Source organism: Cupriavidus taiwanensis (genome assembly GCF_900250075.1).
GTDB classification, from domain to species: Bacteria; Pseudomonadota; Gammaproteobacteria; order Burkholderiales; family Burkholderiaceae; genus Cupriavidus; species Cupriavidus taiwanensis_C.
The window spans coordinates 2,012,268-2,038,022 of record NZ_LT977071.1 but is presented as its reverse complement, the minus strand read 5'-3'; the positions used below and the strand labels follow the sequence as shown (position 1 = coordinate 2,038,022).

At 67.1% G+C, this 25,755-nt stretch carries 22 protein-coding genes; 15 read left to right on the top strand and 7 right to left on the bottom strand.

Going from position 1 to position 25,755, the window contains the following annotated elements; genetic code table 11:
- Nucleotides 1–33: 33 nt before the first annotated feature.
- From CBM2588_RS25575 to CBM2588_RS25565, 3 genes are all read right to left on the bottom strand, one after another.
- The gene (locus tag CBM2588_RS25575) at nucleotides 34–267 is read right to left on the bottom strand and encodes a hypothetical protein (protein WP_115683086.1); all 234 of its coding nucleotides are present in this window, start codon (nucleotides 265–267) and stop codon (nucleotides 34–36) included.
- Between the two features lie 100 nt (nucleotides 268–367).
- Nucleotides 368–2,422, bottom strand: a complete 2,055-nt coding sequence (locus CBM2588_RS25570; RefSeq protein ID WP_115683085.1) for a LamG-like jellyroll fold domain-containing protein — start codon at nucleotides 2,420–2,422, stop codon at nucleotides 368–370.
- A 177-nt stretch (nucleotides 2,423–2,599) separates the two neighbouring features.
- Entirely contained in the window at nucleotides 2,600–3,325 is a 726-nt protein-coding gene (locus tag CBM2588_RS25565; protein WP_115683084.1) for a GntR family transcriptional regulator, read from the bottom strand.
- Nucleotides 3,326–3,516: 191 nt separating this feature from the next.
- On the opposite strand from CBM2588_RS25565, the gene CBM2588_RS25560 reads away from it, so the two are divergent.
- From CBM2588_RS25560 to CBM2588_RS25540, 5 genes are all read left to right on the top strand, one after another.
- Nucleotides 3,517–4,737 carry a pyridoxal-phosphate-dependent aminotransferase family protein gene (locus tag CBM2588_RS25560; RefSeq protein WP_115683083.1) on the top strand — a complete coding sequence of 407 codons (1,221 nt, stop codon included), beginning with the start codon at nucleotides 3,517–3,519 and terminating at the stop codon, nucleotides 4,735–4,737.
- A gap of 112 nt (nucleotides 4,738–4,849) precedes the next feature.
- The gene (locus CBM2588_RS25555) at nucleotides 4,850–6,154 is read left to right on the top strand and encodes an MFS transporter (protein WP_115683082.1); all 1,305 of its coding nucleotides are present in this window, start codon (nucleotides 4,850–4,852) and stop codon (nucleotides 6,152–6,154) included.
- 90 nt (nucleotides 6,155–6,244) lie between these two features.
- The gene (locus tag CBM2588_RS25550; RefSeq protein WP_115683081.1) at nucleotides 6,245–7,771 is read left to right on the top strand and encodes an amidase family protein; all 1,527 of its coding nucleotides are present in this window, start codon (nucleotides 6,245–6,247) and stop codon (nucleotides 7,769–7,771) included.
- Between the two features lie 110 nt (nucleotides 7,772–7,881).
- A complete protein-coding gene (locus CBM2588_RS25545; protein WP_115683080.1) occupies nucleotides 7,882–9,330 on the top strand; it encodes an MFS transporter in 1,449 nt (482 codons plus the stop codon).
- A 75-nt stretch (nucleotides 9,331–9,405) separates the two neighbouring features.
- Nucleotides 9,406–10,170, top strand: a complete 765-nt coding sequence (locus tag CBM2588_RS25540; protein ID WP_115683079.1) for a fumarylacetoacetate hydrolase family protein — start codon at nucleotides 9,406–9,408, stop codon at nucleotides 10,168–10,170.
- 25 nt (nucleotides 10,171–10,195) lie between these two features.
- Here the strand turns inward: CBM2588_RS25540 and CBM2588_RS25535 are convergent, their stop codons facing one another.
- Genes CBM2588_RS25535 through CBM2588_RS25525 form a run of 3 tightly spaced genes read right to left on the bottom strand, consistent with a single transcriptional unit; the run spans nucleotide 10,196 to nucleotide 12,790 of the window.
- On the bottom strand, nucleotides 10,196–10,345 hold the full coding sequence (locus CBM2588_RS25535; RefSeq protein ID WP_115683078.1) for a DUF2474 domain-containing protein: 150 nt from the start codon (nucleotides 10,343–10,345) through the stop codon (nucleotides 10,196–10,198).
- On the bottom strand, nucleotides 10,345–11,352 hold the full coding sequence (gene cydB / locus CBM2588_RS25530) for a cytochrome d ubiquinol oxidase subunit II (RefSeq protein WP_012355904.1): 1,008 nt from the start codon (nucleotides 11,350–11,352) through the stop codon (nucleotides 10,345–10,347). Before cydB ends, CBM2588_RS25535 begins: the two co-directional genes overlap by 1 nt.
- Nucleotides 11,353–11,356: 4 nt before the next feature.
- Nucleotides 11,357–12,790: a cytochrome ubiquinol oxidase subunit I gene (locus tag CBM2588_RS25525; RefSeq protein ID WP_115683077.1), complete on the bottom strand. Its 1,434-nt coding sequence runs from the start codon at nucleotides 12,788–12,790 to the stop codon at nucleotides 11,357–11,359.
- A 408-nt stretch (nucleotides 12,791–13,198) separates the two neighbouring features.
- Here CBM2588_RS25525 and CBM2588_RS25520 point away from each other — a divergent pair, with 408 nt between their 5' ends.
- The gene (locus tag CBM2588_RS25520; RefSeq protein WP_115683076.1) at nucleotides 13,199–13,963 is read left to right on the top strand and encodes a sulfite exporter TauE/SafE family protein; all 765 of its coding nucleotides are present in this window, start codon (nucleotides 13,199–13,201) and stop codon (nucleotides 13,961–13,963) included.
- Here the strand turns inward: CBM2588_RS25520 and CBM2588_RS25515 are convergent.
- On the bottom strand, nucleotides 13,960–14,895 hold the full coding sequence (locus tag CBM2588_RS25515) for a LysR substrate-binding domain-containing protein (RefSeq protein ID WP_115683075.1): 936 nt from the start codon (nucleotides 14,893–14,895) through the stop codon (nucleotides 13,960–13,962). The two genes, CBM2588_RS25520 and CBM2588_RS25515, sit on opposite strands and share 4 nt — an antisense overlap.
- A 143-nt stretch (nucleotides 14,896–15,038) precedes the next feature.
- Here CBM2588_RS25515 and CBM2588_RS25510 point away from each other — a divergent pair, with 143 nt between their 5' ends.
- From CBM2588_RS25510 to CBM2588_RS25470, 9 genes are all read left to right on the top strand, one after another.
- Complete coding sequence (locus tag CBM2588_RS25510) at nucleotides 15,039–16,043, top strand: tripartite tricarboxylate transporter substrate binding protein (RefSeq protein ID WP_115683074.1); 1,005 nt, start codon at nucleotides 15,039–15,041, stop codon at nucleotides 16,041–16,043.
- The gene (locus CBM2588_RS25505; protein ID WP_172583662.1) at nucleotides 16,043–17,590 is read left to right on the top strand and encodes a UxaA family hydrolase; all 1,548 of its coding nucleotides are present in this window, start codon (nucleotides 16,043–16,045) and stop codon (nucleotides 17,588–17,590) included. The genes CBM2588_RS25510 and CBM2588_RS25505 overlap by 1 nt, the downstream gene beginning before the upstream one ends.
- Before the next feature lie 34 nt (nucleotides 17,591–17,624).
- Entirely contained in the window at nucleotides 17,625–19,097 is a 1,473-nt protein-coding gene (locus CBM2588_RS25500; RefSeq protein ID WP_115683072.1) for an NAD-dependent succinate-semialdehyde dehydrogenase, read from the top strand.
- Nucleotides 19,098–19,134: 37 nt separating this feature from the next.
- On the top strand, nucleotides 19,135–19,941 hold the full coding sequence (gene hpaI, locus CBM2588_RS25495) for a 4-hydroxy-2-oxoheptanedioate aldolase (RefSeq protein ID WP_115683071.1): 807 nt from the start codon (nucleotides 19,135–19,137) through the stop codon (nucleotides 19,939–19,941).
- A gap of 25 nt (nucleotides 19,942–19,966) precedes the next feature.
- Nucleotides 19,967–21,412 carry an FAD-binding oxidoreductase gene (locus CBM2588_RS25490; protein ID WP_115683070.1) on the top strand — a complete coding sequence of 482 codons (1,446 nt, stop codon included), beginning with the start codon at nucleotides 19,967–19,969 and terminating at the stop codon, nucleotides 21,410–21,412.
- A gap of 159 nt (nucleotides 21,413–21,571) precedes the next feature.
- Nucleotides 21,572–22,660, top strand: a complete 1,089-nt coding sequence (locus tag CBM2588_RS25485; RefSeq protein ID WP_115683069.1) for an MBL fold metallo-hydrolase — start codon at nucleotides 21,572–21,574, stop codon at nucleotides 22,658–22,660.
- 550 nt (nucleotides 22,661–23,210) lie between these two features.
- Nucleotides 23,211–23,963 (top strand): ABC transporter permease, encoded by a 753-nt coding sequence (locus CBM2588_RS25480; protein ID WP_231942267.1) that lies wholly within the window; start codon nucleotides 23,211–23,213, stop codon nucleotides 23,961–23,963.
- A complete protein-coding gene (locus tag CBM2588_RS25475) occupies nucleotides 23,960–24,622 on the top strand; it encodes an ABC transporter ATP-binding protein (protein ID WP_115683067.1) in 663 nt (220 codons plus the stop codon). The genes CBM2588_RS25480 and CBM2588_RS25475 overlap by 4 nt, the downstream gene beginning before the upstream one ends.
- Entirely contained in the window at nucleotides 24,619–25,752 is a 1,134-nt protein-coding gene (locus CBM2588_RS25470; RefSeq protein WP_115683066.1) for a chain-length determining protein, read from the top strand. Before CBM2588_RS25475 ends, CBM2588_RS25470 begins: the two co-directional genes overlap by 4 nt.
- Nucleotides 25,753–25,755: the final 3 nt, after the last annotated feature.

The following is a 25,755-nucleotide window of genomic DNA, read 5'->3' as shown; positions in this document are numbered from 1 at the left end:
TGGTTGCGGGGAGGTAGACAGGCCAGGCCGGATTCAGGGCGCGCAGCGCAGCTGCGGCTTGACGGCCGGGGTCTCGCCAGGCTGGTCGCTGCCGTTCCCCTGGCCGGGGTTGCCGCCGGTGCCGGGCGCGCCGGGGGTGGTCGGCGCCGCGGCCGGAGTGCCGCTGGTGCCCTCGCCGGAGTCGCCGCCGCAGCCGGCGAGCGCCGCGCTCAGCAGCAAGGCGGCCAGCCAGTGCGGCCGGGCCAGGATGGAAGGTCGGAAGGTCATGGTGTCAATCTCCTGCAGGGGGATCGGGGTGTGGAGAGGGTCAAGGCCGGCCGGCACCCCGTTTCCGCCGGGGAAACGGGGCGCTGCCGGATTCGGGGATTCAGGGGTTCAGCGTCGACAGCGGCTGGCGTGCGCCGGTGATGGCCTTCAGCTCGTCGAGCGTCAGCACGCGCGTCCACATCGCCAGGTCGTTCAGGCCCATCACGCCCTTGAGCGCGCCCGGGTTGTTGCCGACGTAGTTGTGGGTGGCATCGTCGTTGACGCCCCAGCCGGTGCCGAGGCCAACCAGCTTGGTCACGTCGGTATTGGCGATCACCTTGTTCTCGGTCTTCTGCAGGCCCAGCACCGGGTCGATCACGTAGGCGCTGAAGCGCTTCGCCGCCGCATCCACCGAAAGCGCCAGGTAGGCCCACTGGTTGGCCGATACCTTCATGCCGTTGATGTCGTCGCGCTTGCCGCTGCCGCTGCCCAGGTTGAAGCGGATCTCGCAGCTGCCGAACAGGGCGATGGCGATGCCGGCATTGCCGCCCGAGATGTAGTTCTTGTTCGACAGGATCGGCTCGCCAGTGCTGTTGCCCTGGCTGCAGTCGGTGCGGAACCAGAGGCCGATGGTGAATTGCGGGCTTTGCGCGATATCGGCCCCGTTGTGCTTCAGCAGGTAGCTGTCGATGCGCGAGTCCAGCTGCAGCGACTGGCGGCCGAAGTTGTCGGCGGCGAGCGTGCCGCCGTCAAGGCTTGCCACCCACGGGCCCAGAGTCGCCGCGTTCTTTGCGTCGGCGAACGGCTTGCTGTCCAGGCTGAAATACGACGCCAGGGCAGTGAGCAGCGACGGCATCAGCGTCACGGGTTTGACGTAGTGGATCTGCGCCAGGTACGACACCGGCACGTCGTTGCGCACCAGCGTGTAGTTGAACTGGTACAGGCCCGTGGGCATGTCGAAGCCCTTGTCGGTGAAGGTCCGCACCTCGGGTCCCAGCGCGGCGATCTGCACGCCGTCACGCAGCACCCGCGTGATGCCGTAAGCCGTGCTCGGGTTCTGCCAGCTCAGGGTGATGGCGTCGTTGTACTGGCTGATGCTGGCGCCGATGGCGCGCACACCGGCGGTGGCGGTGGCCAGAGCAGAGCCGTCAAGGCGCGCTGCCGCGGGGTCGAGCGCGACGCCGGCGTGGGCCAGCACGGTCGGTACGATATCCGCCTCGGTCGGCAGCGCGGACAGGTCCGCCGGGGTGTCGGGGGCCGGGGCGCCGGGCCGGGCCAGCGCGCGGTTCAGGCTCTTGTTGGTGGCGAGGAAGGCGGTGCGATTCTCCACGGTCGGCACCGTGGTGGTGGCGCCGGTGGCATCCAGGCCGTGGCTGGTGGTGACCAGCACCAGCCAGTCCTCGCCCGGCTGCGCCTGGCGCCGCGCGGCCACGGCGGCGACCAGTTCGCCCAGCGCCTGGTCGGTCTCGCCCAGCGCGGTGGCATAGGCGCCGTTGCCGAAGCCGCTGGCTTGCGCGGCCTGCGCCGGGGCGCTGTACTGCGCGAACACCACGCCATAGCCGGATTGCACCTGACGCACGGCATTCTGCGTGACGCAGCGGTCGACGCCCGCGCAATCGACCAGCGTATCGAGCACGCCGGCTTCCTGGTCGGTCTTGAGCAGCACCGGCAGTGCCGGCGCACTGACCACCGCGCCTTGCTGCCCGCCGGCTTTGCCGGCTGCGCGCAGGTAGTGGAACACGGTCGGCGCGCGCAGCGCGGTGCTGCCGGTGTCGTCGTCGATACCGTGGCGGTTGGCCCAGGCGCCGGTCAGTACGGTGGCCCAGCTGGGCGCGTCGAGCGTGGGCTGGGCGGTGATGGTGCCGGGCATGCCGCCGGTGGCGGTCGGCACCAGGTTCAGGCTGGCCAGGTTGGGCAGCTCGCGCCGCAATACCGCGCCTTGCACCTGCGCATACGTGGCGCCGTCGACGCCGACCAGCAGCACGCGCGGGCCGCTGGCGCGGTCAGGCACCGGAGCGGGCTTGCTGGTGTCGGTATCGTTGGGCGCGCCGGACGGCGCGCTGTCACCGCCGCCGCAGCCTGCCAGCGTCGCGGCCAGCATGACTGCAACGGTGCCGGCCAGCGCACGCGCGCGCCCCATTCCCGCCAGCCAGCCCGGTGCAAGGTTCCCTGCCATCGTTCATTCCCCTGTTCATCTGCGTTGTTGTGCGCCGGCGGCAATGGCCGCGCGGCGAATTGCGTGTGCCGCAATGCGCTCGCAGAGTAAGAAGCGGGGTTGTCACCGTGGTGACAGCGGGGCAAAGAATGCTGATGGGGCTATTCGGATTCTTGAGGCGGTGCTGGCAACCGCGGGCTAGGCCTGCGGCGTGCCCCCGGCTTCGTCGCCCACGCCAGCCTGCATCAACAGCACGGCGTCGCGCTTGTCCAGCAGGTGCTGGCGCAGGATCTCGGCCATGCGCTTGCCGTCGCGGGCTTCGAGTGCCGCCAGCATCTCTTCGTGGTCATGGATGGCGCTGTCCCATTTGGGCTTGCGGTAGTTGGAGCGAAAGCGCAGCGCCTGCAGCCGCCGGTTCACCGACAGGTAGGTCTGGCGCAGCGCCGCATTGCGCGCCGCCAGGTTGATGCGGTCATGGATCTGGTGGTTCAGGCGGTAGTAGCCGGGCAGGTCTTCATGGGCGCGGCACGCCAGCATTGCGTAGTGCAGGGCCTTGAGTTCGGCCAACTCCACGGCGGTAATTCGCTCGCAAGCCAGTTCGCCGGAAAACGCCTCCAGGTTGCTCAGCAGTTCGAACGTGTCCCGGATTTCGGTGGCGGACAGGCGCGCCACGCTGGCGCCGCGGTTGGGCGAGATTTCGATCAGGCCTTCCGCCGCCAGCACCTTCAGCGCTTCGCGCAGTGGCGTGCGCGAGATCCCCAGGGTTTCCGACAGTTCGCGCTCATTGAGCTTGCGCCCCGGCTCCAGCGCGCCCTCGATGATCAAGGTGCGCAGATGGGTCACCACGGTGTCGTGCAGGCGCTGACGTTCCACCGGAGGGAGCTGGCGCGGCAGGTCAGGGTTGGAATCGGCTTGGATTTGCATTCAATTCGTCCGGTGGACAGATTGAATGCAAGTTTAGCAGCCGCTTAAGAGTAGCGCCAGATTGATCGTAAACCCCAATCTACGCGCATTTCATGGGGTAAACGCTAGCGAAAAAGGTCGGTGCAGCACCTGTTTTTTCACCACTCCTTTGATAGAGTATTTTGCATTCAAAACTCAAACGGAGGAGTTCCATGCTCAATCTCAACTTTCACCCCGCTGGCCGTCACTTCCTGCAAATCCCCGGTCCCAGCCCGGTGCCGGACCGCATCCTGCGCGCCATCAGCTACCCGACCATCGACCATCGCGGCCCTGAATTTGGCGCGCTGGGCCTGAAGGTGCTGGACGGGATCAAGAAGATCTTCAAGACCGAACACCCGGTGGTGATCTACCCGGCCTCGGGCACCGGCGCTTGGGAAGCCGCCTTGTCGAACACGCTGAGCCCCGGCGACACCGTGCTGATGTTCGAAACCGGCCACTTCGCCACGCTGTGGAAGAAGATGGCGGAGAACCTGGGCATCCGCCCTGAGTTCCTTGGCCTGCCCGGCATCGAAGGCTGGCGCAACGGGGTGCAGGCCGACATGATCGAGGCCCGCCTGCGCGCCGATGCCGCGCATGCCATCAAGGCCGTATGCGTGGTGCACAACGAAACCTCGACCGGCGTGACCTCCGATATCGCCGCGGTGCGCCGCGCCATCGATGCGGCAGGGCACCCGGCACTGCTGCTGGTCGACACCATTTCCGGACTGGCCTCAGCCGACTATCGCCACGACGAGTGGGGCGTCGACGTGACCGTGTCCGGCTCGCAGAAGGGCCTGATGTTGCCGCCGGGCATCAGCTTCAACGCGGTGTCGCCCAAGGCCATCGAGGCCTCGCGTTCGGCCCGGCTGCCGCGCAGCTTCTGGGGCTGGAATGAAATCATCGAGATGAACCGGACCGGCTACTGGCCCTACACCCCCAGCACCAACCTGCTGTACGGGTTGTCGGAAGCGCTCGACATGATCCTGGAGGAAGGACTGGACAACGTCTTTGCCCGCCACCAGCGCCTGGCCGAGGCCTGCCGCCGCGCGGTCAGGGCCTGGGGCCTGGAGATCCAGTGCGCGGATCCGTCGGTCTACAGCCCGGTGCTGACCGGCGTGATGATGCCCGACGGCGTCGATGCGGACGTGGTCCGCCGCCACATCTACGAGCGCTTCAACATGTCGCTGGGCGCCGGCCTGGGCAAGGTCAAGGGCCGCATGTTCCGCATCGGCCATCTGGGCGACTGCAACGACCTCACGCTGATGGCCACGCTGGCCGGCTGCGAGATGGGGCTGAAGATCTCCGGCGTGCCGGTCGCCGCCAGCGGCACCGTTGCCGCCATGGACTACCTCGCCGCGCATACCGTGCCGCTGTCGCTCAAGGCTGCCGCCTGACGCAGCCCTTTCCATCCGGCACCGGGACGGGCGCATGCCGTCCCGGCCGGAAACTGATCGCAACCGATCAGCGCAGCACTGCCGTACCCGACAAAAATACAGAGGAGACGCTGTGGATACGACCCTGCAGGCGGGAACAAGGATCAGGACGTTCGAGGATGCGACCTATCGCAAGGTGAGCTGGAGGCTGGTGCCATTTCTGATGGTGTGCTTCCTGATCGCCTATCTCGACCGTGTCAACGTAGGTTTTGCCAAGCTCCAGATGTCGCAGCAACTGGGCTTCAGCGAAACCGTCTATGGGCTGGGCGCCGGGATTTTCTTTATCGGCTACTTCCTGTTCGAGGTGCCGAGCAACCTGGCATTGCACAAGTTCGGCGCCAAGGTATGGATCGGCCGGATCATGATCACGTGGGGGATACTGTCCGCGTGCTTTGCCTTCGTCGAGACGCCAGCCCAGTTCTACACGCTGCGCTTCCTGCTGGGGCTGGCCGAGGCCGGCTTCACGCCCGGCATCGTGTATTACCTGTCGTGCTGGTATCCGTCGCACCGGCGCGCCAAGATCATGGCCATCTACTGCATGGGCTCGCCGCTGTCCGGCATCATCGGCAATCCGCTGTCCGGCTTCCTGATGGGCAGCATGGCCGGCGTGGGCGGCTGGGGCGGCTGGCAATGGATGTTCATCATCGAGGCGGTGCCGGCGGTGCTGTTGGGTTGCTTCTGCTTCTACTACCTCGACAACTCCATCGCCAAGGCCAAGTGGCTCACCAGCGACGAGAAGCGCGTGCTCGAGCAGGCCAAGGCGGAGGACGTCAAGGCAGCGGACCCGCAGGCCCGCGTCGGCAAGGTATTCACCGATCCGCGCGTCTGGCTGATCAGCCTGATCTGCTTCTGCTATGTCACGGGGCAGTACGGCATCACGCTGTGGCTGCCGACCTTCATCAAGTCGACCGGCGTCGCCGACCCGCTCCATATCGGCCTGCTGAGCGCGATCCCGTACATGGCAGCCATCGTCGCGATGTATTTCTTCGGCCGTAGCGCCGACAAGCACCGCGAACGGCGCTGGCACCTGATCATCCCTTGCATGATGGGCGCGATCGGCTTCCTGGCGCTGCCCTGGGTGATGCACAACACCGCGCTGTCGCTGGTGTTCCTGTCGATCGCCGCTGCCGGCATCCTGACCTGCACGCCGCTGTTCTGGTCGCTGCCGACGGCATTCCTCAGCGGCGCGGCGGCGGCCACGGCCATTGCCATGAGCAATTCGATCGGCAACCTGGCCGGCTTCACCAGCGGCTACATGATCGGCTATCTGCGCGACGTGACCCAGAGCGGCAACAGCGCCTACTACATGATCGCCGGCATGCTGGTCCTTGGGGCCTTCGCGATCTGGACCATTCCCGCCAGGCTGGTCAACCGGTAGCCGGGCAAGCCGGGGCGCGGCTACCTTGCCGCGGCCCCGCCGCACTCCCACCAACCCTTCGCGCCCGTGCCGGCGCATGGAAATCCCCTCATGAAAACCTCATACCAATCGGCGCCGCCCGGCCCGGGCCAGCACGCGCCGTTCAGCGTGGTGGAAGCCACCGTTGCCGGCGCGCATGCCGCGATGCGCGACGGCACGCTGACGGCGCGCCAGCTGGCCAGCCGCTGCCTGGACCGCATCGCCGCCTATGACCAGCGCGGACCCGCGCTGCGCAGCGTCCTGCAGGTTCATCCGCGGGCACTGGAGGAAGCGGACCGCCTCGACGCCATCGCCGCGCGCAATCCCTCGCAGGCGCTGGCGCCGCTGCATGGCATGCCGGTGCTGGTCAAGGACAACGTCGAATGCGCCGGCGCGGCCACCACGGCGGGCGCGGATTGCCTGCGCGGCAACCTGTCCATCAACGATGCCTTCGTCATCCGCCGGCTGCGCGAGGCGGGCGCCGTGGTGCTGGCCAAGACCAACCTGCACGAGCTTGCCTCCGGTGGCGAGACCGTCAGCACGCTGGGCGGGCAGACGCTGAATCCCTATGACCTGGCACGCACGCCCGGCGGATCCAGCGGCGGCACCGCCGCCGGCATCGCCGCGAGCTTCGGCGTGCTTGGCATCGGCACCGACGGGGTCAATTCGATCCGCTCGCCGGCGTCGGCCAACAGCCTGGTCGGACTCCGGCCAACCATGGGGCTGATCAGCCGGGCCGGGCTGGTCCCGTGCGGGCTGACGCAGGACACCATCGGTCCGATCACCCGCACCGTTGCCGATACCGCGCTGATGCTCGACGTCATCGCCGGCCATGATCCGGCCGATCCGGTCACCAGCGAAGGCGCCAGCCATCTCCCGGCGAGCTATGCCGCCAGCCTCGACCACGACGGACTCAGGGGCGCGCGCATCGGCGTGCTGCGTAGTTTCTTCGGCGGCCAGGACGTGCATCGACCGGTCAACGCCGTGATGCAGCAGGCGCTGGCCGTCATCGCCGCACAGGGCGCCGCGCTGGTCAACATCGACGACGCGATCAGCCCCGACGAACTGCTGGCTTCCACGCTGGTGCACCACTACGAGATGGCGCGCGATCTCGACGCCTACCTGTCGCAGCTGGCGCCCGGCGTGCGGGTGCGGTCCATGCAGGACATCATCGCCGCGGGCGGCGTGCATCCCAGCGTGGCCGGAACGCTGGCCACCGCGGTCGGGCTGAGCGACCAGCAGGCGGAATACCGCGAGCGCATGCAACGCCAGCACACGCTGCGCCAGTGGCTGCGCGACCTGATGGCGCGGCATCGGCTTGATGCGCTGGTGTTTCCGCACCAGCGGCGGCTGGTGGTTCCGGTCGGCGAGATGCAGGCCGAGCGCAACGGCGTGCTGGCGTCGGCGACCGGTTTTCCCGCCATCGTCATCCCGGCAGGGTTCTCCGCGCCGGAGCGCAATGCGCCGCAAGGCGTGCCGGTGGGGCTTGAGCTTTTCGGCCTGCCTTTCACGGAGCCCGTGCTGTTGCGCCTGGCGTTCGCGGCCGAGCAGGCCTTGCAGGCCCGCCGGCCGCCGCACTCGACGCCGGCCCTGGAGTAACGGCGCGCCGGAACGAAGTTTTATCGCTGCTCGACCAATGCCCGCCGCTCGCGGCGGCGCCAGGCTCGCGGAAACACCGCGGCGACCTCTAGACGAGGAGGAGACAAAAGATGGGCGCAGAAACTGTAGTTCAATCGCCGAATTCCCCCCAGCAGCACGAGCTGGACCGGGCCATGGACGGCATCGGGGTGACCGCCTCGCACAAGAAGATCATCTTCATGATCATGCTCGGCGTGATGTTCGATGTGTTCGAGCAGAACGCCGTCGGCCTGATCGGTCCCATGCTGCGCGAGCAGTGGGGGATTTCGGTGGCGGAAATCGGCTTTCTCAACACGCTGACGTTCAGCGCCGCCGCGCTGGGACGCATCGGCTCAGGCTATATCGCCGACCGCTACGGCCGGCGCGCGATGCTGAGCGCCAACCTGCTGCTGTTTACGCTGGGCGCCATCATCTGCGCGCTGGCGCCGAACTACTGGGTGCTCGCGGCGGGCCGCTTTATCGTCGGCATCGGCCTGGGCGGGGAAATCTCGATTGCCGTGACCATGCTGGCCGAACTGTGCTCGACCCGCTTCCGCGGCACGGCGGTGGGGCTGGTCAGCGTTGGCAGCGGCGGACTGGGCAATATGCTGGCACCGGCTTTCGGCCTGGCGGTCTTCGCCATGTTCCCGGGGCCGGACAGCTGGCGCTGGCTCTTTGCCTGCCTGGTGCTGCCGGCGTTCTTCGTCATCTTCTACCGGCGCTTTATCCCGGAAACCCCGCGCTTCCTGCTGTCCAAGGGCCGCGTGGACGAGGCCAACCGCGTGCTGTCGATACTGGCATCGGGGCGGCTGGGCAAGCTCGACGGCGAGCCGACGCCGTACATCAAGGCGGCGGTGCAGGACGAAGCGCCGCGCGCCAAAGTGCGGCTGAGCGATATCTTCAAGGGCCGGCTGGGGCGGCGCACCATCGCGCTGGGCATTGCGGTGTCGATGACGTACGGCGCGCAGATCTCGGTGCTGACGCTGATGCCGACCATTTTGATGGCGCAGGGCTATACCATCTCCAAGAGCTTTCTCTTCACCATGGTGATGCAGAGCGGCAGCCTGTTCGGTGCGTTGGCGGCGTCGTACTGCGGCTATCACATTCCGCGCAAGCGGGTGCTGACCGTCGGTGCGGGCCTGGCCTGCGCCGCGGGGCTGTGCTTCGGTTTCCTGACGTATAACGTGGCGCTGGTGCTGCTGTTCGGCGCGGCCTTTACGTTCTGCGTGGTGTTGCTGAATACCTCGATCTGGATCTTCGCGCCGGAACAGTATCCTACCCATGTGCGTGCCTTCGGCACCTCGCTGATCCTGGCGCTTGGCACGCTGGCGGGGGCGCTGACGCCGCTGGTCAGCGGGCGCGTGTTCGAGACCTACGGCGTCGGCGGCATGTTCAGCATGCTGGCGGCCATGTATGGCGTGTTTGCGCTGGCGGTGCAGTTCGCGCCGGAAACCTTCGGCCGCGCCATGGGCGAGACCGACGATGACGCGGATGGCCAGCGCGAGGTCCGCGCCGAGACGGCCAACGCCAGCGCTTCCTGAGGCCTGCTGCGCCCGCCAGTGTGCGGGCGCGGCTTGCCAGGCAATATTCTTGATCCAAAAGGAATCACCCAAGTCATGACAACCACCGATATCGACCGCGTCGCCCAGGCCTTGCTCAGCGCGCGGCGCGAACACCGCTGCGCCGATGCGCAAGCATTCGCCACGGCGCTCGCGAACACCGAGCAGGCCTACGCGGTGCAGGCCATCGTCGCGCAGTCACTGGGCTGGCAAGCGCCCGGCGCCGCGTACTGGAAATCCGGCGGCCCCTCGCGCGAAGCCACGCTGACCCATGCGCGTCTGCCGGCGGCCGGGGTCTGGATCAGCCCTGCGCATGCCGGCGACTGGCCCTTCACATGGCGCGGCATCGAGGCGGAGATTGCGCTGCGGCTGGGGCAGGGCGTGGATGCGGCGCAAGCCGCCAGCCTCGACTATGCCGGCGCGGCTGCGCTGGTCGAGGCGATGGCGGTGTCCATCGAGATCGTCGATTCACGCTGGCAGCAGTACGTGGCCGCACCCGCCTTGCTGAAGCTGGCGGATCTGCAGGCGCATGGGGCGCTGGTGTTGGGTGCGTGGCGCGACTATGCTGCGCGCGACTGGGCAAGCCAGCGCTGCCTGGTGCAGATCGGCGCGCAGTCTTTCGAGCGCCGCGGCACCCATGCGCTCGGCGATCCGGCCTATGGGCTGGTTGCGTGGCTGCGCCATGCCACGCGCGACGGGGCACGGGTCGAGGCCGGCACGGTGGTCACTACCGGCACCTGGGTCGGCATCCTCGATGCTGCTGCCGGCGACCTGGTGACGGTGGCGTTCGATGGCATCGGCGAGGCTTCGGTCCAGCTCTGAGGCCCATTCAGCGGTGCGCGGGGCGTCAGCTGTGGAAGCCGACGCCTCGCATGATCAGCCGCAGCACCCACGCGGCCACGCCCAGCGCTGCCACGCTCGCGGCCCAGATCAGCACCAGCCAGCCGACGCGGCGCAGCCAGGTGCCGGTGCCGGCTTCCGTGTCCGGCGCGCCCATCAGTGATAGCCCTCGCCGTGGCGGACCTTGCCGCGGAACACGTAGTAGGCCCATACCGTGTACATCAGGATGAAGGGCACGATGAACAGCGCGCCCACCAGCGCGAAGCCCTGGCTTTGCGGCGGGCCCGCGGCCTCCCAGATCGAGATCCCGGGCGGGATGATATTGGGCCAGACGCTGATCGCCAGCCCGCTGTAGCCCAGGAACACCAGGCCCAGCGCATACAGGAACGGCGAGATATCGGGCTCGCGCCGCAGCGCGCGCATCAGCATGAACATGCACAGCGCCACCAGGATCGGCACCGGCGAGAACCAGAACAGGTTGGGCAGGCTGAACCAGCGCTCCGCAATCTCGGGATGGGTCAGCGGCGTCCACAGGCTGATCACGGCGATCACCGCCAGCAGCAGCCACGCCAGCGTGCCGGTCAGGCGGATCATGCGCTGCTGCAGGTCGCCCTCGGTCTTCATGATCAGCCAGGTGCTGCCCAGCACGGCGTAGGCCACGATCAGCCCCACGCCGCAGAACAGCGGGAACGGCGCCAGCCAGTCCAGCGGGCCGCCGGCAAAACGGTGGCCTTCCAGCTTGATGCCGTCGATATAGGCACCCAGCGCCACGCCCTGGAAGAAGGTTGCGGTGGCCGAGCCGAGGATGAAGGCGGCGTCCCACACCGGGCGCTCGCGGTCATTGGCCTTGAAGCGGAACTCGAACGCCACGCCGCGGAAGATCAGGCCCAGCAGCATCAGCATCAGCGGCAGGTAGAGCGCGCTCAGCACCACCGAATACGCCAGCGGGAACGCGGCCAGCAGCCCCGCGCCGCCCAGCACCAGCCAGGTTTCGTTGCCGTCCCAGACCGGCGCGACGGTGTTCATCATCACGTCGCGGTCATGCCGGTCCGGCACGAACGGGTACAGCATGCCGATGCCCAGGTCGAACCCGTCCATCACCACGTACATCATCACGCCGAAGAAGATGATGACGATCCAGAGAAGCGAGAGATCGATGCCCATGGTGTCAGCTCCGGGTGCGTGCGGTGGGGGTGGGGGCGAGCACTTCATCGTCATCCACGGCCGACAGGGGGCGTGCCGGCGTATGCTCGCGGCCAGGGCCGCCATGCGGCTTGGGCTCTTCCAGCAGCGGGCCCTTGCGCACCAGCCGCATCATGTAGGCGATGCCGACGCCGAACACGAAGCAATACGCGACCACGAAGATCGCCAGCGTGGTCGCCAGTTCCGGCACGCCGTGCGGCGACACCGCATCCGCGGTGCGCTGCAGCCCGTACACCACCCACGGCTGGCGGCCGATCTCGGTGGTGTACCAGCCGGCCAGGATGGCGATCACGCCGGCAGGTCCCATCCACAAGGCCATATGCAGGAACGGACGTACGCGGTAGATACGGTCGCGGCGCCGCAATATCAGGCTCCACACGCCCAGCAGGATCATCAGCAGCCCCAGGCCTACCATCACCCGGAACGACCAGAACAGGATCGTGGCATTGGGCCGATCCTCCGGCGCGAACTCCTTCAGGCCCTGGATCTGCCCGTCCCAGCTGTGCGTCAGGATCAGGCTGCCCAGGTGCGGCACTTCGACCGCAAAGCGGGTTTCCTCGCGCGCCATGTCGGGCCAGCCGAACAGCAGCAGCGGCAGGGCCTCGTTGCCCTTGTTTTCCCAATGCCCCTCCAGCGCGGCAATCTTGGCGGGCTGGTGCTTGAGCGTATTGAGGCCGTGGAAGTCGCCGATCACCGCCTGGATCGGTGCGACGATCAGAAGCATCCACATCGCCATCGACAGCATCTTGCGGATGGCCGGATTGTCCCGCCCGCGCAGCAGGTGCCAGGCCGCGGACGCGCCGACAAACAGCGCCGTGGCAAGGAACGCCGCCACGCTCATATGCGCCAGGCGGTACGGGAACGACGGATTGAAGATAACGGCGAACCAGTCGGTGGGCACCACGCGGCCGTCGATGATCTCGAAGCCCGCCGGCGTCTGCATCCAGCTGTTCGAGGCCAGGATCCACGTCGCCGAAATCAGCGTGCCCAGCGCCACCATCACCGTGGAAAAGAAATGCAGCCCCGGGCCGACCCGGTTCCAGCCAAACAGCATCACGCCGAGGAAGCCTGCTTCCAGGAAGAAGGCGGTCAGCACCTCATAGGTCAGCAGCGGTCCGGTGATACTGCCCGCAAACTCGGAGAAGAAGCTCCAGTTGGTGCCGAACTGGTAGGCCATCACCAGCCCCGACACCACCCCCATGCCGAAGTTGACGGCAAAGATCTTGGACCAGAAGTGGTAGAGGTCGCGGTACAGCGGCCGCTGCGTGCGCAGCCAGCAGCCTTCCAGCACCGCCAGGTAGGCGGCCAGGCCAATGGTGATCGCGGGAAAGACGATGTGGAAGGAAATGGTGAAGCCAAACTGGATGCGGGCGAGGTCGAGCGCGGTCAAACCAAACATGTCGTGTTCTCCGTGGCGCTGGCCTGGCGCGTGCCCTGGACGTTGCGGACTGCCCCCGGAAACCGGGCAGGCACGACACGTAGGCAGAAGCGCGCCGGGGGCGCGGGGGCGCAGGCGCGTGCGGTAAGCGTAGTGTACGCCGCGCGGGCGGCAAAGGGCAGCGTCGCTGGTAGTAGCGGGCGGGTGACAAATCGCCGCACCTTCGGTCGCGCACAACCCTTGTTACGCCGCGCAGGCCGTTGCCAATGAGGGAGATCGTAGCGGAGCATCGCGACACGAAACAGCATCAAGTCCGCGCAAAAGCACCGTATCAGATTGCCGCATCGCAGCAGCGCTGAAGGCTGACAACGCGGGCAGGGAAGTGCATAGTTATGCGCCCTGCATCGTCCGCCTCTAGCGTCCTTCCCCGTGCCCTTCGATTCCACCTTGCTGATCGTCATTGCCGGCGCCGCCGTGGCCGGTTTCGTCCAGGGCCTGTCCGGCTTTGCCTTCGGCATGGTGGCGATGTCGTTCTGGGCCTGGGCGATCGAACCGCGGCTCGCTGCGGCGATGACGGTGTTCGGTGCGCTCACGGGTCAGTTGCTGGCGGCCGCGTCGGTGCGGCGCGGCCTGTCGTGGCGGCGCCTGTGGCCATTCGTTGCCGGCGGCGTGGCCGGTATCCCGCTGGGCGTGGCGGTGCTGCCGCTGCTCGACGCGCAGTGGTTCAAGGCGGTGCTGGGCGCCTTCCTGACGCTGTGGTGCCCGGTGATGCTGATGGCGCGGCGGCTGCCGCATATCGGCGTGGGCGGGCGCGTGGCCGACGGCATGGCCGGCGCCGCTGGCGGCGTGATGGGCGGCATCGGCGGCTTTACCGGCGTGATTCCCACGCTGTGGTGCACGCTGCGCGGCTTCGACAAGGACGAGCAGCGCGCCGTGATCCAGAACTTCAACCTCGCCACGCTGGCCATGACCATGGCCGCCTATGTCGGCAAGGGCATCGTCACGCGCGAGATGCTGCCGATGTTCCTGGTGGTGGCGCCGGCGATGCTGGTGCCCACGCTGCTGGGCACGCGGCTTTACCTGGGTATCAGCGAGGCCACGTTCCGCAAGATCGTGCTGTCGCTGCTGACCGTGTCGGGCGTGGCGCTGCTGGTTACTTCGGTGCCGGTGCTGGTGGCGCGCGGTGGGGGCTAGGGCTTCGCCGGAGCCGCCTGGCGCAGGCACGCCACCAACTGGTCGGTGCCGATCGATGGCGCGCGTTCGCGCAACGTGATGATGCCCACCGCTGGCAGGTCGACCGGCACCTCCATCTTCAGTACCTGCAGCCGGCCTTCCTGCTGCATCGCCATGGCGACCGATGCGGCCATGAAGGCGGCGGCCCCGCGCTGGTCGATGAAGGTGGCCTGGGCCAGGTACGAGGAGGTCTCAATCACGTCCTGCGGCGGATGCAAGCCGTGGCGGAAGAAGGCTTGCTCGATCTTCACCCGCAACGAGGCCCACGGCGGCGGCAGCACGCACGGCATCGCGGCGAGATCGGCCCAGCCTGGCCGTGTCTTGCGTGCCAGCTTGTGGCCGCGCCGCACCACGACCACCATGCGCTCTTCATAAAGTGCTTCGGTCAGCAGGTCCGGCGCGGCATAGCCGGGCTCCAGCCGGCCCACGATCAGGTCCAGCTCGCGCAGGCGCAGCTTGGGCAGCAAGTGGGTCAGGTCGCCTTCCTCCACCAGCACAGTGGCGTGCGCGTGGCGTTGCTTGAGCGCGCTCACGGCCTGCGCCAGCAGCACCGGCAGCGCCGCACCCATCGAGCCCACGCGGATGCGCCCGGAAGCGCCGCTCTGCACCGCGGCAATCTCGTCGCGGGTCTGCTCGTATTGCGCCAGCACCGAGCGCGCAAAGCGAACCAGCGACTCGCCGGCGGGCGTGGGCTCGGTGCCGCGGGTGGAGCGGGTGAACAGCGTCAGCCCCAGCATTTTCTCGACCTCGGTCAGCACCTTGGACACCGCCGGCTGGCTCACCGACAAAAACTCCGCGGTGCGCCCGATATGGCGGAACTCGTCGAGCGCCACCAGCAGTTGCAGGTGGCGCAGCTTGATATTGGAGCGCAGCGCGCGGTCGATCTGTACCATGCCCGCAGTCTAGCTAACCAGAAGGTTATGAAGCAATGCCAATTTACGATTGGATTGTTATGACCTGCGCCCACAGAATGCAGGCATGACGAGGCTGGCAGCGCCGGCCGCGCCGATAATCAAAACATCGGAGACACCCGCAAATGACTCAAGCATTCCCCATCGATGCCAAGCGCCGCCGCCTGCTCATCGGAGCCGCCGCGGGTGCCGCCGGCGTACTGTTGCCAGCCACGCGCGCGTTGGCCGACCAGTACCCCCAGCGTCCCATCACCTTTATCTGCCCGTGGCCGGTCGGCGGCACCGCCGACCAGTCGATGCGCGCGCTGTGCCAGGTGGCCGGCGGCATCCTCAAGCAGTCGATCGTGGTGGAGAACCGCGCCGGCGCGTCCGGCATGATCGGCACCAAGGCGCTGGCGCGCGCCAATCCCGACGGCTACACCATCGGCCAGATTCCGATTTCGGTGACGCGCTTCGCGCAGCTCGGCATGCTGCAACTGGACCCCCGCACCGAGCTGACCTACCTGGCCCGCACCTCGGGTCAGACCTTCGGCATCGCGGTGCCGGCCAACTCGCGCTACAAGACGCTGCAGGATGTGGTGGCCGCCGCCAAGGCCAGCCCCGGCAAGATCACCTATGCGCACGCCGGCATCGGCGGCGCCACCCATGTCGGCATGGAGCAGTTCGCGCTGGCCGCGGGCATCCAGTTCAATGCCATCGCCTACAAGGGCGGCGCGGCCGCGTTGCAGGACGTGCTGGCCGGGCAGGTGGAACTGCTGGCCGATTCCAGCTCATGGGCGCCGCATGTCGAAGCCGGAAAGCTGCGGCTGCTGGCGACCTGGGGCGAACAGCGCGCGACCCGCTTCAAGGACACGCCCACGCTCAAGGAGTTGGGCTACAACGTGGTGGTGGAAGCCCCCAACGGCATCGGCGCGCCCAAGGGCCTGCCGCCTGCCGTCGAGAAAAAGCTACGCGACGCCTTCCGCGCAGCGGTCGCCAGCAATGAGTTCAAGCAGGTCGCGGCGCGCCTGGACGCGCCCGTGATGTACCTGGACGGGCCCGACTACAAGAAGTACGTCGCCAGCGTCTATGAACAGGAAACCCAGCTGATCCAGCGCCTCAAGCTGAAAGAACTGCTGCAGCAAAGCTGATGGCCCGAGAAGCCCAAGACCCAGTGAAATCCAATCCCGTCATCCGGCTGCACCCCAACGACAACGTGCTGGTTGCACGCAGCGACCTCGGCCTGGGCCAGCAGCTGGCCGATCCCGTGGTGCGCGTGCGCGCACAGGTGCCGGCCGGCCACAAGATCGCTGCCTGCGCTATCGCGGCCGGCACGCCGGTGCGCAAGTTCGACACCGTCATTGGCGTGGCCGCGCGCGATATCGCGCCGGGCGACCACGTGCATGCGCACAACCTGACGCTGGTCGACTTCTATCGCGATCCGGCTTTCTGCCAGGACGTGCGACCGGTCGACTACGTGCCGCAGGCGCAGCGCGCCACCTTCAACGGCCTTGTGCGCGCGGATGGCCGCGTCGGCACGCGCAACTTCATCGGCATCCTGTCGTCGGTCAATTGCTCGTCCACCGTGATCCGCCAGATTGCGGCGCATTTCACGCCGCAACGGCTGGCCGATTTTCCGAATGTCGACGGCGTGGTCGCCTTTGCACAGACCAGCGGCTGCGGCATGTCGTCGCCCAGCGAGCATTTCGACGTGCTGCGTCGCACGCTGGCCGGCTATGCGCGCCATCCCAACCTGGCCGGCGTGCTGATCGTGGGGCTGGGCTGCGAGCGCAACCAGGTGGACTCGCTGGTGGCATCGCAAGGCCTGGAGCCGGGGCCCGCGGTGCATACGCTGGTGATGCAGGATACCGGCGGCACGCGCGCCACCATCGCGGCGGGGATCCGCGCGATCGAATCGATGCTGCCGGCGGCCAACGCCGCGGTGCGCCAGCCCGTGCCCGCCAGCCACCTGAAGATCGGGCTGGAGTGCGGCGGTTCGGATGGTTTTTCCGGGATCAGCGCCAACCCCGCGCTGGGTGCGGCCATGGATATCCTGGTGCGCCATGGCGGCACCGCGATCCTGTCCGAAACCCCGGAGATCCACGGCGTGGAATTCATGCTGACGCGCCGCGCGGTCACGCCGGAAGTCGGACAGAAGCTGCTGGACCGGCTTGCCTGGTGGGAGCGCTACACGGCGGGCCATAACGCGCAGTTCAACGGCGTGGTCGGCCACGGCAACCAGCAGGGCGGCCTGGCCAACATCTTCGAGAAGTCGCTGGGCTCGGCCATGAAGGGCGGCACCACGCCGCTGCAGGCGGTCTATGAGTATGCCGAGCCGATCGACCGGGCCGGCTTTGTATTCATGGATTCGCCCGGCTATGACCCGGTCGCCGTCACTGGCCAGATCGCCAGCGGCGCCAACCTGATCTGCTTTACCACCGGGCGCGGCTCCATGTTCGGCTCCAAGCCGGCGCCGACGATCAAGCTGGCCTCGAATTCCGCGATGTACCGCCGGCTTGAAGAAGACATGGACATCAACTGCGGCCTGGTGCTCGACGGCGAACTGAGCGTGCCGCAGATGGGCCAGCGGATCTTCGAACACATCCTGCGCGCTGCCTCGGGCGAGCCGACCAAGAGCGAGCTCCTCGGGCTTGGCGACAACGAGTTCGTACCGTGGCATCTCGGCATAGTCAGCTGAGCCGCGTTTCACCAATCCCTTTGCAAACACATCGATGCTGACGCTTTCCGAGCCCACGCTGCTGCGCAGCCAGAACCTGATTGACGGCCTGTGGCGCGATGCCGGCCTGGGTGCGCGCCTTGCCGTGACCGATCCGGCCACCGCCGAGGCCTTTGCCAACGTGGCCGACAGCGATGCCGGCGACGCCCGCCTTGCCGCCGACGCCGCGGCGGCGGCGTTCCAGGCATGGAGCCGCCGGCCCGCGCGCGAACGCGCGCAATTGCTCAAGCGCTGGCACGCGCTGATCCTTGACCACCAGGAAGACCTGGCGCGCATCATCTCCACCGAACAGGGCAAGCCGCTGAAGGAGGCGCGCGGCGAGGTGCAGTACGGCGCCTCGTACGTGGAGTGGTTTGCCGAGGAAGCCACGCGCATCTGCGGCGACATCGTCGCCGAGGCCGTGCCGGGCCGCAAGCTGCTGGTGCTGAAGGAGCCAGTGGGCGTGGTGGCGGCCATAACGCCATGGAACTTCCCGCTGGCGATGATCGCCCGCAAGATCGCGCCCGCGCTGGCAGCCGGCTGCACGGTGGTGGCCAAGCCCGCGGAAGACACGCCGCTGACGGCGCTGGCGCTGGCATGGCTGGCACAGCAGGCCGGCGTGCCGGCGGGCGTGATCAATATCGTCACGGCCTCGCGCGAGCACACGCCCGGCGTGGTCGACGCCTGGCTGGCAGACAGCCGCGTGCGCAAGGTCACATTCACCGGCTCCACGCCGGTCGGCAAGCACCTGGCGCGAGAATCCGCGGCGACGCTGAAGAAGCTCTCGCTGGAACTGGGCGGCAACGCGCCGTTCATCGTCTTCGACGATGCCGACCTCGATGCCGCGGTCGATGGCCTGATGGCATCCAAGTTCCGCAACGGCGGGCAGACCTGCGTGTGCCCGAACCGCGTCTACGTGCATGATGCCGTGCACGACGCCTTCGTCGAACGCCTGGCACAGCGCGTCGGCGCGCTCCATGTCGGCCCCGCCACCGAGGACGCCGCACAGATCGGCCCGATGATCAATGCGCGCGCCGTCGACAAGATTGCGCGCCATGTCGAGGACGCGGTCGCCAGGGGCGCGCGCGTGGTCACCGGCGGCAAGCGCGTGCGCAGCGCCGACGGCCCGCACTACTACGCGCCGACGGTGCTGGTCGATGCCACGCCGGCGATGGAACTGTCGTGCGAAGAGACCTTCGGCCCGGTCGCACCGATCTTCCGTTTCCGCGACGAAGCCGAGGTGATCCGCGACGCCAACGACACCCCGTTCGGCCTGGCCGCCTATTTCTACTCCAGCGACATCCGCCGCATCTGGCGCGTGGCGCAGGCGCTGGAGACCGGCATGGTGGGCATCAACGAAGGCGCGATCGCGGCCGAGGCGGCGCCCTTCGGCGGCGTCAAGGAATCCGGCTACGGGCGCGAGGGCTCGCGCCACGGCCTGGACGACTACATGCACACCAAGTACCTTTGCCAGGGCCTGCTAGGCTGAAGCGCCCGGCGCATCCTCTTCGCACCAGGAAATCCCCATGCCCGCAAACAATCCTTTCAAGACCGCACTGGCCGCGCGTCAGGCGCAGATCGGCCTGTGGCTGTCGATGGCGACGCCGTACCTGGCCGAAGTCTCGGCCACCGCCGGCTTTGACTGGCTGCTGATCGACGGCGAGCACGCGCCCAACGACCTGCGCTCGACGCTGCACGCGCTGCAGGCCGTGGCGGCGTATCCGGTCCAGCCCGTGGTGCGCGCCGTGGCCGGCGAAGTGCCGCTGATCAAGCAGCTGCTCGATATCGGCGCGCGCAGCCTGCTGGTGCCGATGGTGGATACCGCGGAGCAGGCGCGCGCGCTGGTCAGTGCCACGCGCTACCCGCCCAATGGCATCCGCGGCGTGGGCAGCGCCATTGCGCGCGCATCGCAGTGGAGCGCGCGCACCGACTACCTCGATGTGGCCGACGACGAAATCTGCCTGCTGGTGCAGGCCGAAACCGTCACCGCGCTGCAGAACCTGGAAGCGATCTGCGCGGTGGACGGCGTCGACGGCGTCTTCATCGGGCCGGCCGACCTGGCTGCCTCGATGGGCCACCGCGGCCGCCCCGGCCATCCCGACGTGCAGGCCGCCATCGAAGGCGCAATGCGCACCATCATCGCCAGCGGCAAGGCCGCCGGTACGCTGACGTCAGACCCGGTGCTCGCGCGCCGCTACCTCGACCTGGGCTGCACCTTCGTGGCCACGGGCGTGGACGTGATGTTGTACGCCAATGCCGCGCGCAAGCTTGCCGCTTCGTTCCGCGAGCCGCTGGCAGACGCTGCCGCCAGCAAGCCTTCCGCCGCGTACTGACCCGACTTTTCTTCGCCTTATCGCCATGACCGCCGAGCTACCGACCCCAGACACCACCTTGCGCGCGATGCAGGCCATTGTCGGCGCCAACGCCTGCCGCAGCGGCGAGGCCGATACGCAAGCCTACGTCACCGACTATCGCGGCATCTATCGCGGCCAGGCCCAGGTGGTGGTGCTGCCGGCTTCGACGGAGGAAGTCAGTCGCGTGCTGCAGTGGTGCCATGCGCAGCGCGTGCCGGTGGTGCCGCAGGGCGGCAATACCTCATTGATGGGCGGCGCCGTGCCGGATGACAGCGGCACCGCCGTGGTCGTCAACCTGAGCCGCATGAACCGTGTGCTGGGCATCGACCCGGTCAACGACACCATGACCGTGCAGGCCGGCGTCACGCTGAGCGCGGCCCGCAGCGCCGCGGAAGCGGAGCAGCGCCTGTTTCCGCTGCGTATCGGCTCGGAAGGGTCGTGCCACATCGGCGGTAACCTGTCGACCAATGCCGGCGGCACCGCGGTGCTGCGCTACGGCAATATGCGCGACCTGGTGCTGGGCCTCGAGGTGGTGCTGCCCGATGGCCGCATCTATTCGTCGCTGCGCGGCCTGCGCAAGGACAACACCGGCTACGACCTGAAGCAGCTGTTCGTCGGCGCGGAAGGCACGCTCGGCATCATTACCGGCGCCGTGCTCAAGCTGATGCCGCAGCCGCGCAGCAGCGCCGTCGCCTTCGTCGCGGTGCCGGATCCCGCCGCTGCCGTCGCCTTGCTCGGTGAAGCCAAGCGCCTGTCCGGCCAGGCCGTGACCGCGTTCGAACTGGTCTCCCGCCCGGCGCTGGACCTGGTGCTGGAATACCTCGGCAACGTCGCCTCGCCGCTGCAGGGCGGGCACGACTGGATGGTGCTGGTCGAGCTGACCTCAGGCAGCGACGCCGAAAGCCTCAACGCCACGCTGATGGAGATCCTCGAATCGGGCTTCAGCCAGGCCCTGGTGCTGGACGCCGCCGTGGCCGCCAGCCTGTCCGACGCGCAGACCTTCTGGCGCATCCGGGAAGAGATCTCCGACGCCCAGACCCGCACCGGCGGCAGCATCAAGTGCGATGTCTCGGTGCCGCTGTCGCGCATCGCCGCGTTCGTGGAAGAGGCGTCGGCACGGGTGCGGGAACTGGTGCCCGATGCGCGCATGGTGATCTACGGCCATATGGGCGACGGCAACGTCCACTTCAACCCGCTGCGGCCCAAGAACCAGCTCGCGCGGGACTTCCTGGCGCAATGGTATGAACCGGTCTCCGCGCTGGTTGACGGCATGGCCCACGCGGAAAACGGCTCGATCTCCGCCGAGCATGGCATCGGCGTGGCCAAGCGCGACGACCTGATGCGCTACAAGTCGCAGGTGGAACTGGAACTGATGTGGCAGGTGAAGCAGGCGCTGGATCCGCTGAACCTGCTCAATCCGGGCAAGGTGCTGCCGGCCCCGGGGCGCTAGCTTCGTGGCGTGGCAAGCGGCGCAAGGCGGGGCAGGGCGCGCGTAGCAGGAATCGCCCATCTGGGCTAAGGTGTCAGCTATCCAGAACGCAGCCGGGCCGGGGCATCGCCGCCCGCGGCCACGGCGCACAGCACGGCCGGCCCACCGGCCCAGATACCGATGACCGCCCAATCCCCCGACATCGCGCTCGCAGCTGCCCCCATCTCCCTCGAAAAGCCCGAACTCGACTACCCCTGCGGTGACGCCCCCGAACCCGGCCGTGCGCGCGAAGTCGCCCCCGGCGTACTGTGGCTGCGCATGCCGATGCCGCTCGGCCTGAACCATATCAACCTGTGGGCGATCCGCGACGGCAGCGGCTGGGCAGCGGTCGATGCCGGCCTGCAGACCCCGGAAACCGCTCAGGCCTGGCGCGCGCTGTTCGCCGAAGGCGGCGCGCTGGACGGCGGGTTGACCCGCCTGTTCGTCACCCATATGCATCCCGACCACATTGGCATGGCCGGCTGGCTGACCGGCAAGTTCGACTGCCAGCTGTGGATGACGCGGCTCGAATACCTGATGTGCCGCGTGCTCGCCGCCGATACCGGCCGCGCCGCGCCTGACGACGCCATCGCGTTCTATCGCAAGGCCGGCTGGGACGACGAGGCGATCGAGGTGTACCGCACCCGCTTCGGCGGCTTCGGCAAATACGTGCACGCCTTGCCGGAAAGCTTCCGCCGGCTGTCCGACGGCGATACCGTCCGCATCGGCGCACACGACTGGCAGGTCATCGTCGGCACCGGCCATTCCCCCGAACATGCCTGCCTGTACTGCCCGGCGCTGAAACTGCTGGTATCGGGCGACCAGGTGCTGCCGCGCATCTCGTCCAACGTATCCGTGTTCCCCACCGAACCCGACGCCGACCCGATGGCCGACTGGCTAGCCTCGCTCGACAAAGTCCGCGCCGCCGTGCCGGACGACGTGCTGGTGCTGCCCGCGCACAACGAACCCTTCCGCGGCCTGCATGCGCGGATCGACTATCTGCGCGCCAGCCAGGTGCAGGCGCTGGACCGGCTGCGGGGGGCCCTGGCTGAACCCCGGCGGGCGGTGGATGTGTTTGGGGAATTGTTCTCTCGGCCGATTACGGGGAGTGGCGGGCTGCTGGGGATGGCGACGGGGGAGAGTGTTGCGCATTTGAACTACTTGCTGGCGCGGGGGGAGGCGGTGCGGGAGGTTGGGGCGGATGGTTGCTATTGGTACCGGATGCGGTGACCCCATATCGGCGAGCCCGCTAACTCGCCAATTCTGAACCCTGCCCACCACGCGTGGGCACAGTCCAAGTCGCGATTCGATTGATTGTGCGGTAACCGGCCGCATGGAGGCGCTCGGCCACTTGGTGAAAGCGACGGATTCCGCGGCCGGAATCTTATCGGCGCATGCAGTATTTTTGAGAAAACCTTGAGATTGCTCAAAGAAAAGAGTTATTTCTAAATATTTGATCTTTTCTTTTGGTGAGCAAGACTCCTGTCCCGTTTCAGGTTCGACGCAGGAATTGTTCTGAGAATGTAACTGAATTTTTAAGGAAATTCTGATTTTTGTGTTGGATATTGTTGGCGTTGATCGTGCCGCTTACTATGGCGCGCTAATATCAATGCCTCGCGAAAATGGCGAGCGGCCTTAATCTCCGGCACAACAATCCAACAATGAGCGCAATAGACGGCAATAGTGAAACGCGCGTGGCGCAAGGCCGCCTGGCAGCGCAATCGGGTAATGACGTCCCGCAATGAACCGGACACCAGTCCGGTCGGACGTCTCCATCGCCATGTCCGTATGGCAGGCACTGTTTCTCCGCGAGGCCAGTGCCCGTCTGGCGGGAACGCGCGCCGCGTGGATCTGGATCCTGCTTGAGCCAGCGACACACATCATCTTCCTGATGGTGGTATTCGGTGTCCTCAGGCACCAGGTCCGGCAGGACGCGAACATCGAAATGTTCATCCTTGTCGGAGTGTGGGGCTTCTTCCTGGTGCGGAATATTGCGCAACGAGGCATGGAAGCCATCAACGCCAACCAGGCCTTGTTCTCGTACCGCCAGGTACAGCCGGTCGACACGGTGCTGGTACGCGCCACGGTCGAGGCCTTCCTGTATGTCATTGTCGGCGCCGTGCTGCTGGCCGCCCTGGCGCTGCTCGACATCGACGTGCGGCCCGCCGATCCGCTGCTCGTCATGTGGTCGGCTTTCCTGCTGTGGGCGTTCGGGCTGGGCCTGGGCCTGATGTTCTCCGTCATCGGCACGCTGTTGCCGGGCCTGGGCAAGCTCATACGCATCGTCTTCACGCCGCTCTACTTTCTTTCCGCAGTCATGTATTCGGTCTCGAGCATGCCGCGGGCGATGCGCGAGGTGGTGCTGGTCAACCCGATCACGCATGGCCTGGAAGCGATGCGCAGCGGCTGGTTTGCCGCCTATCACGGCGAAGCGCATATCAGCCTGGGCTATCTGGCTTTCTGCGCGCTGGCCGCGGTGTTCCTTGGCCTGGCCATGCATATGCGGTACGCAACCCGGCTGACCGCGCAATGATCGAGATCACCGATGTCCACAAACGCTACCGCACCACCCACGGCTCGAAGTGGGTGCTGCAGGGCGTGACGCTCCGGATTCCGCAGAAGAGCCGGGTGGCGCTGATCGGCGCGAACGGCGCGGGCAAGTCGACCCTGCTGCGGCTGGTGGGCGGCATCGACCAGCCCAACCGTGGCAGCATCGTCCGCAACTGCCGCGTGTCGTGGCCTCTGGGCCTGAGCGGCGGATTCCAGGGCTCGCTGAGCGGTCGCCAGAACACCAAGTTTGTCTGCCGCATCCACGGCATCCACGGCGCGCTGGCCGAGAAGCTCGAATTTGTGCGCGAGTTCTCGGAGTTGCACGACGCCTTCGAGGATCCGGTCAAGACCTATTCGTCGGGCATGCGCTCGCGGCTGGCATTCGCCATGTCGCTCGCCTTCGATTTCGATACTTACCTGGTGGATGAACTGACGGCCGTCGGCGACGCAGCGTTCAAGCGCAAGTCGCAGAAAGCCTTCGAAGACCTGGCAGGCCGTGCAGGCCTGGTGATGGTCTCGCATAGCGAATCCACCCTCAAAAATTTCTGCCAGTCGGCAGTCTGGCTGCATCAGGGCCAGGCGCACTGGTTCGATTCCGTTGAAGACGCCCTGCACGCGTACAGGGACAGCATTCCAGCATGATGAAGACGATTACGTCGGGCGCCGCAGGGCAAATCGGGCGACTGACACGAGTGAATACCCTGAACCGGATCTGGCAAGTGGCCGTGGCCGCGTGCCTGCTTGCCGTTGTGTACTGGAGCGTGATCGCGTCCGACCTGTATGTGTCCGAAGCCCGCGTGGTGGTGGAGCGCAGCGACGGTGTGGGTGCCAGCGCGGCTGATTTCACGTCGTTGCTGGTCGGCAATACCGCTCCACAGGACTTGCTATTGCTGCGCGAGTACCTGCTGTCGGCCGACATGCTCAAGAAGCTGGACGCCAAGCTCGGGCTGCGCAAGCACTACGCCGACAGCGGCCGGGATCCGCTGTCGCGCTTGTGGTTCGAGGATGCTTCGCTGGAGCGTTTTCATGATTACTACCTGAAACGCGTCAGCGTCGAATACGATGACTTCGCGCGCGTCCTCGTGATCCGGGTGCAGGGCTACACCTCCGAGATGGCGCATGCCATCGCGCAGGAGCTGGTCGCCGACGGCGAACGCTTCATGAACGAGATGACGCATCGCATCGCCAGCGAGCAGGTGGTCTATATCGAGAAACAGGTACACGACCAGGGTGAGCGGCTGAAGGCAGCCCGCCAGGCGCTGGTGGCCTACCAGAACGCCAACGGCCTGGTGTCGCCGCGCGGCGAGGTGGAAAGCCTGTCCACCGTGGTCGCCAACGCCGAGGCCACCCTCGCCGAACTGCACGTCAAGCGCAACTCGCTCAAGGACGTCTTCACGTCGCAGTCGCCGGCAATCCAGCAGATCGACGCGCAGATCGCCGCGGTCGAGCGCCAGATGGCGGAGCAGCGCGGCCGCATGGTCTCGACCAAGGGCCGCGGCCTGAACCGCGTGGTGGAAGAACACGACCGCCTGCAGGCCGCCGCCGAGTTTGCCTTCGACATCTACAAGACCGCGATCAACGCACTGGAGAAGGCGCGCATCGAGGCCACGCGCAAGCTCAAGAACGTAGCGGTAGTGCAAAGCCCGACCTGGCCGGAGTACCCGCTCCAGCCCCGGCGAATCTACAACATCGTGGTGTTCGTCCTGATGACGCTGATGCTGGCAGGCGTCGTGCAACTGCTCAGCGCCATTATCCGCGACCACCGAGACTAATCC

Excerpts from the sequence above, each read along its gene's own strand:
- CBM2588_RS25565 (WP_115683084.1), bottom strand. The coding sequence starts at position 3,325 with ATGCAAATCCAAGCCGATTCCAACCCTGACCTGCCGCGCCAGCTCCCT.
- CBM2588_RS25505 (WP_172583662.1), top strand. The coding sequence starts at position 16,043 with ATGGCCCGAGAAGCCCAAGACCCAGTGAAATCCAATCCCGTCATCCGG.
- CBM2588_RS25535 (WP_115683078.1), bottom strand. The coding sequence starts at position 10,345 with ATGGGCGCGCCGGACACGGAAGCCGGCACCGGCACCTGGCTGCGCCGC.
- CBM2588_RS25525 (WP_115683077.1), bottom strand. The coding sequence starts at position 12,790 with ATGTTTGGTTTGACCGCGCTCGACCTCGCCCGCATCCAGTTTGGCTTC.
- CBM2588_RS25570 (WP_115683085.1), bottom strand. The coding sequence starts at position 2,422 with ATGGCAGGGAACCTTGCACCGGGCTGGCTGGCGGGAATGGGGCGCGCG.
- CBM2588_RS25485 (WP_115683069.1), top strand. The coding sequence starts at position 21,572 with ATGACCGCCCAATCCCCCGACATCGCGCTCGCAGCTGCCCCCATCTCC.
- CBM2588_RS25560 (WP_115683083.1), top strand. The coding sequence starts at position 3,517 with ATGCTCAATCTCAACTTTCACCCCGCTGGCCGTCACTTCCTGCAAATC.
- CBM2588_RS25540 (WP_115683079.1), top strand. The coding sequence starts at position 9,406 with ATGACAACCACCGATATCGACCGCGTCGCCCAGGCCTTGCTCAGCGCG.
- cydB (WP_012355904.1), bottom strand. The coding sequence starts at position 11,352 with ATGGGCATCGATCTCTCGCTTCTCTGGATCGTCATCATCTTCTTCGGC.
- CBM2588_RS25550 (WP_115683081.1), top strand. The coding sequence starts at position 6,245 with ATGAAAACCTCATACCAATCGGCGCCGCCCGGCCCGGGCCAGCACGCG.
- CBM2588_RS25490 (WP_115683070.1), top strand. The coding sequence starts at position 19,967 with ATGACCGCCGAGCTACCGACCCCAGACACCACCTTGCGCGCGATGCAG.
- CBM2588_RS25545 (WP_115683080.1), top strand. The coding sequence starts at position 7,882 with ATGGGCGCAGAAACTGTAGTTCAATCGCCGAATTCCCCCCAGCAGCAC.
- hpaI (WP_115683071.1), top strand. The coding sequence starts at position 19,135 with ATGCCCGCAAACAATCCTTTCAAGACCGCACTGGCCGCGCGTCAGGCG.
- CBM2588_RS25515 (WP_115683075.1), bottom strand. The coding sequence starts at position 14,895 with ATGGTACAGATCGACCGCGCGCTGCGCTCCAATATCAAGCTGCGCCAC.
- CBM2588_RS25575 (WP_115683086.1), bottom strand. The coding sequence starts at position 267 with ATGACCTTCCGACCTTCCATCCTGGCCCGGCCGCACTGGCTGGCCGCC.
- CBM2588_RS25470 (WP_115683066.1), top strand. The coding sequence starts at position 24,619 with ATGATGAAGACGATTACGTCGGGCGCCGCAGGGCAAATCGGGCGACTG.
- CBM2588_RS25500 (WP_115683072.1), top strand. The coding sequence starts at position 17,625 with ATGCTGACGCTTTCCGAGCCCACGCTGCTGCGCAGCCAGAACCTGATT.
- CBM2588_RS25510 (WP_115683074.1), top strand. The coding sequence starts at position 15,039 with ATGACTCAAGCATTCCCCATCGATGCCAAGCGCCGCCGCCTGCTCATC.
- CBM2588_RS25480 (WP_231942267.1), top strand. The coding sequence starts at position 23,211 with ATGTCCGTATGGCAGGCACTGTTTCTCCGCGAGGCCAGTGCCCGTCTG.
- CBM2588_RS25475 (WP_115683067.1), top strand. The coding sequence starts at position 23,960 with ATGATCGAGATCACCGATGTCCACAAACGCTACCGCACCACCCACGGC.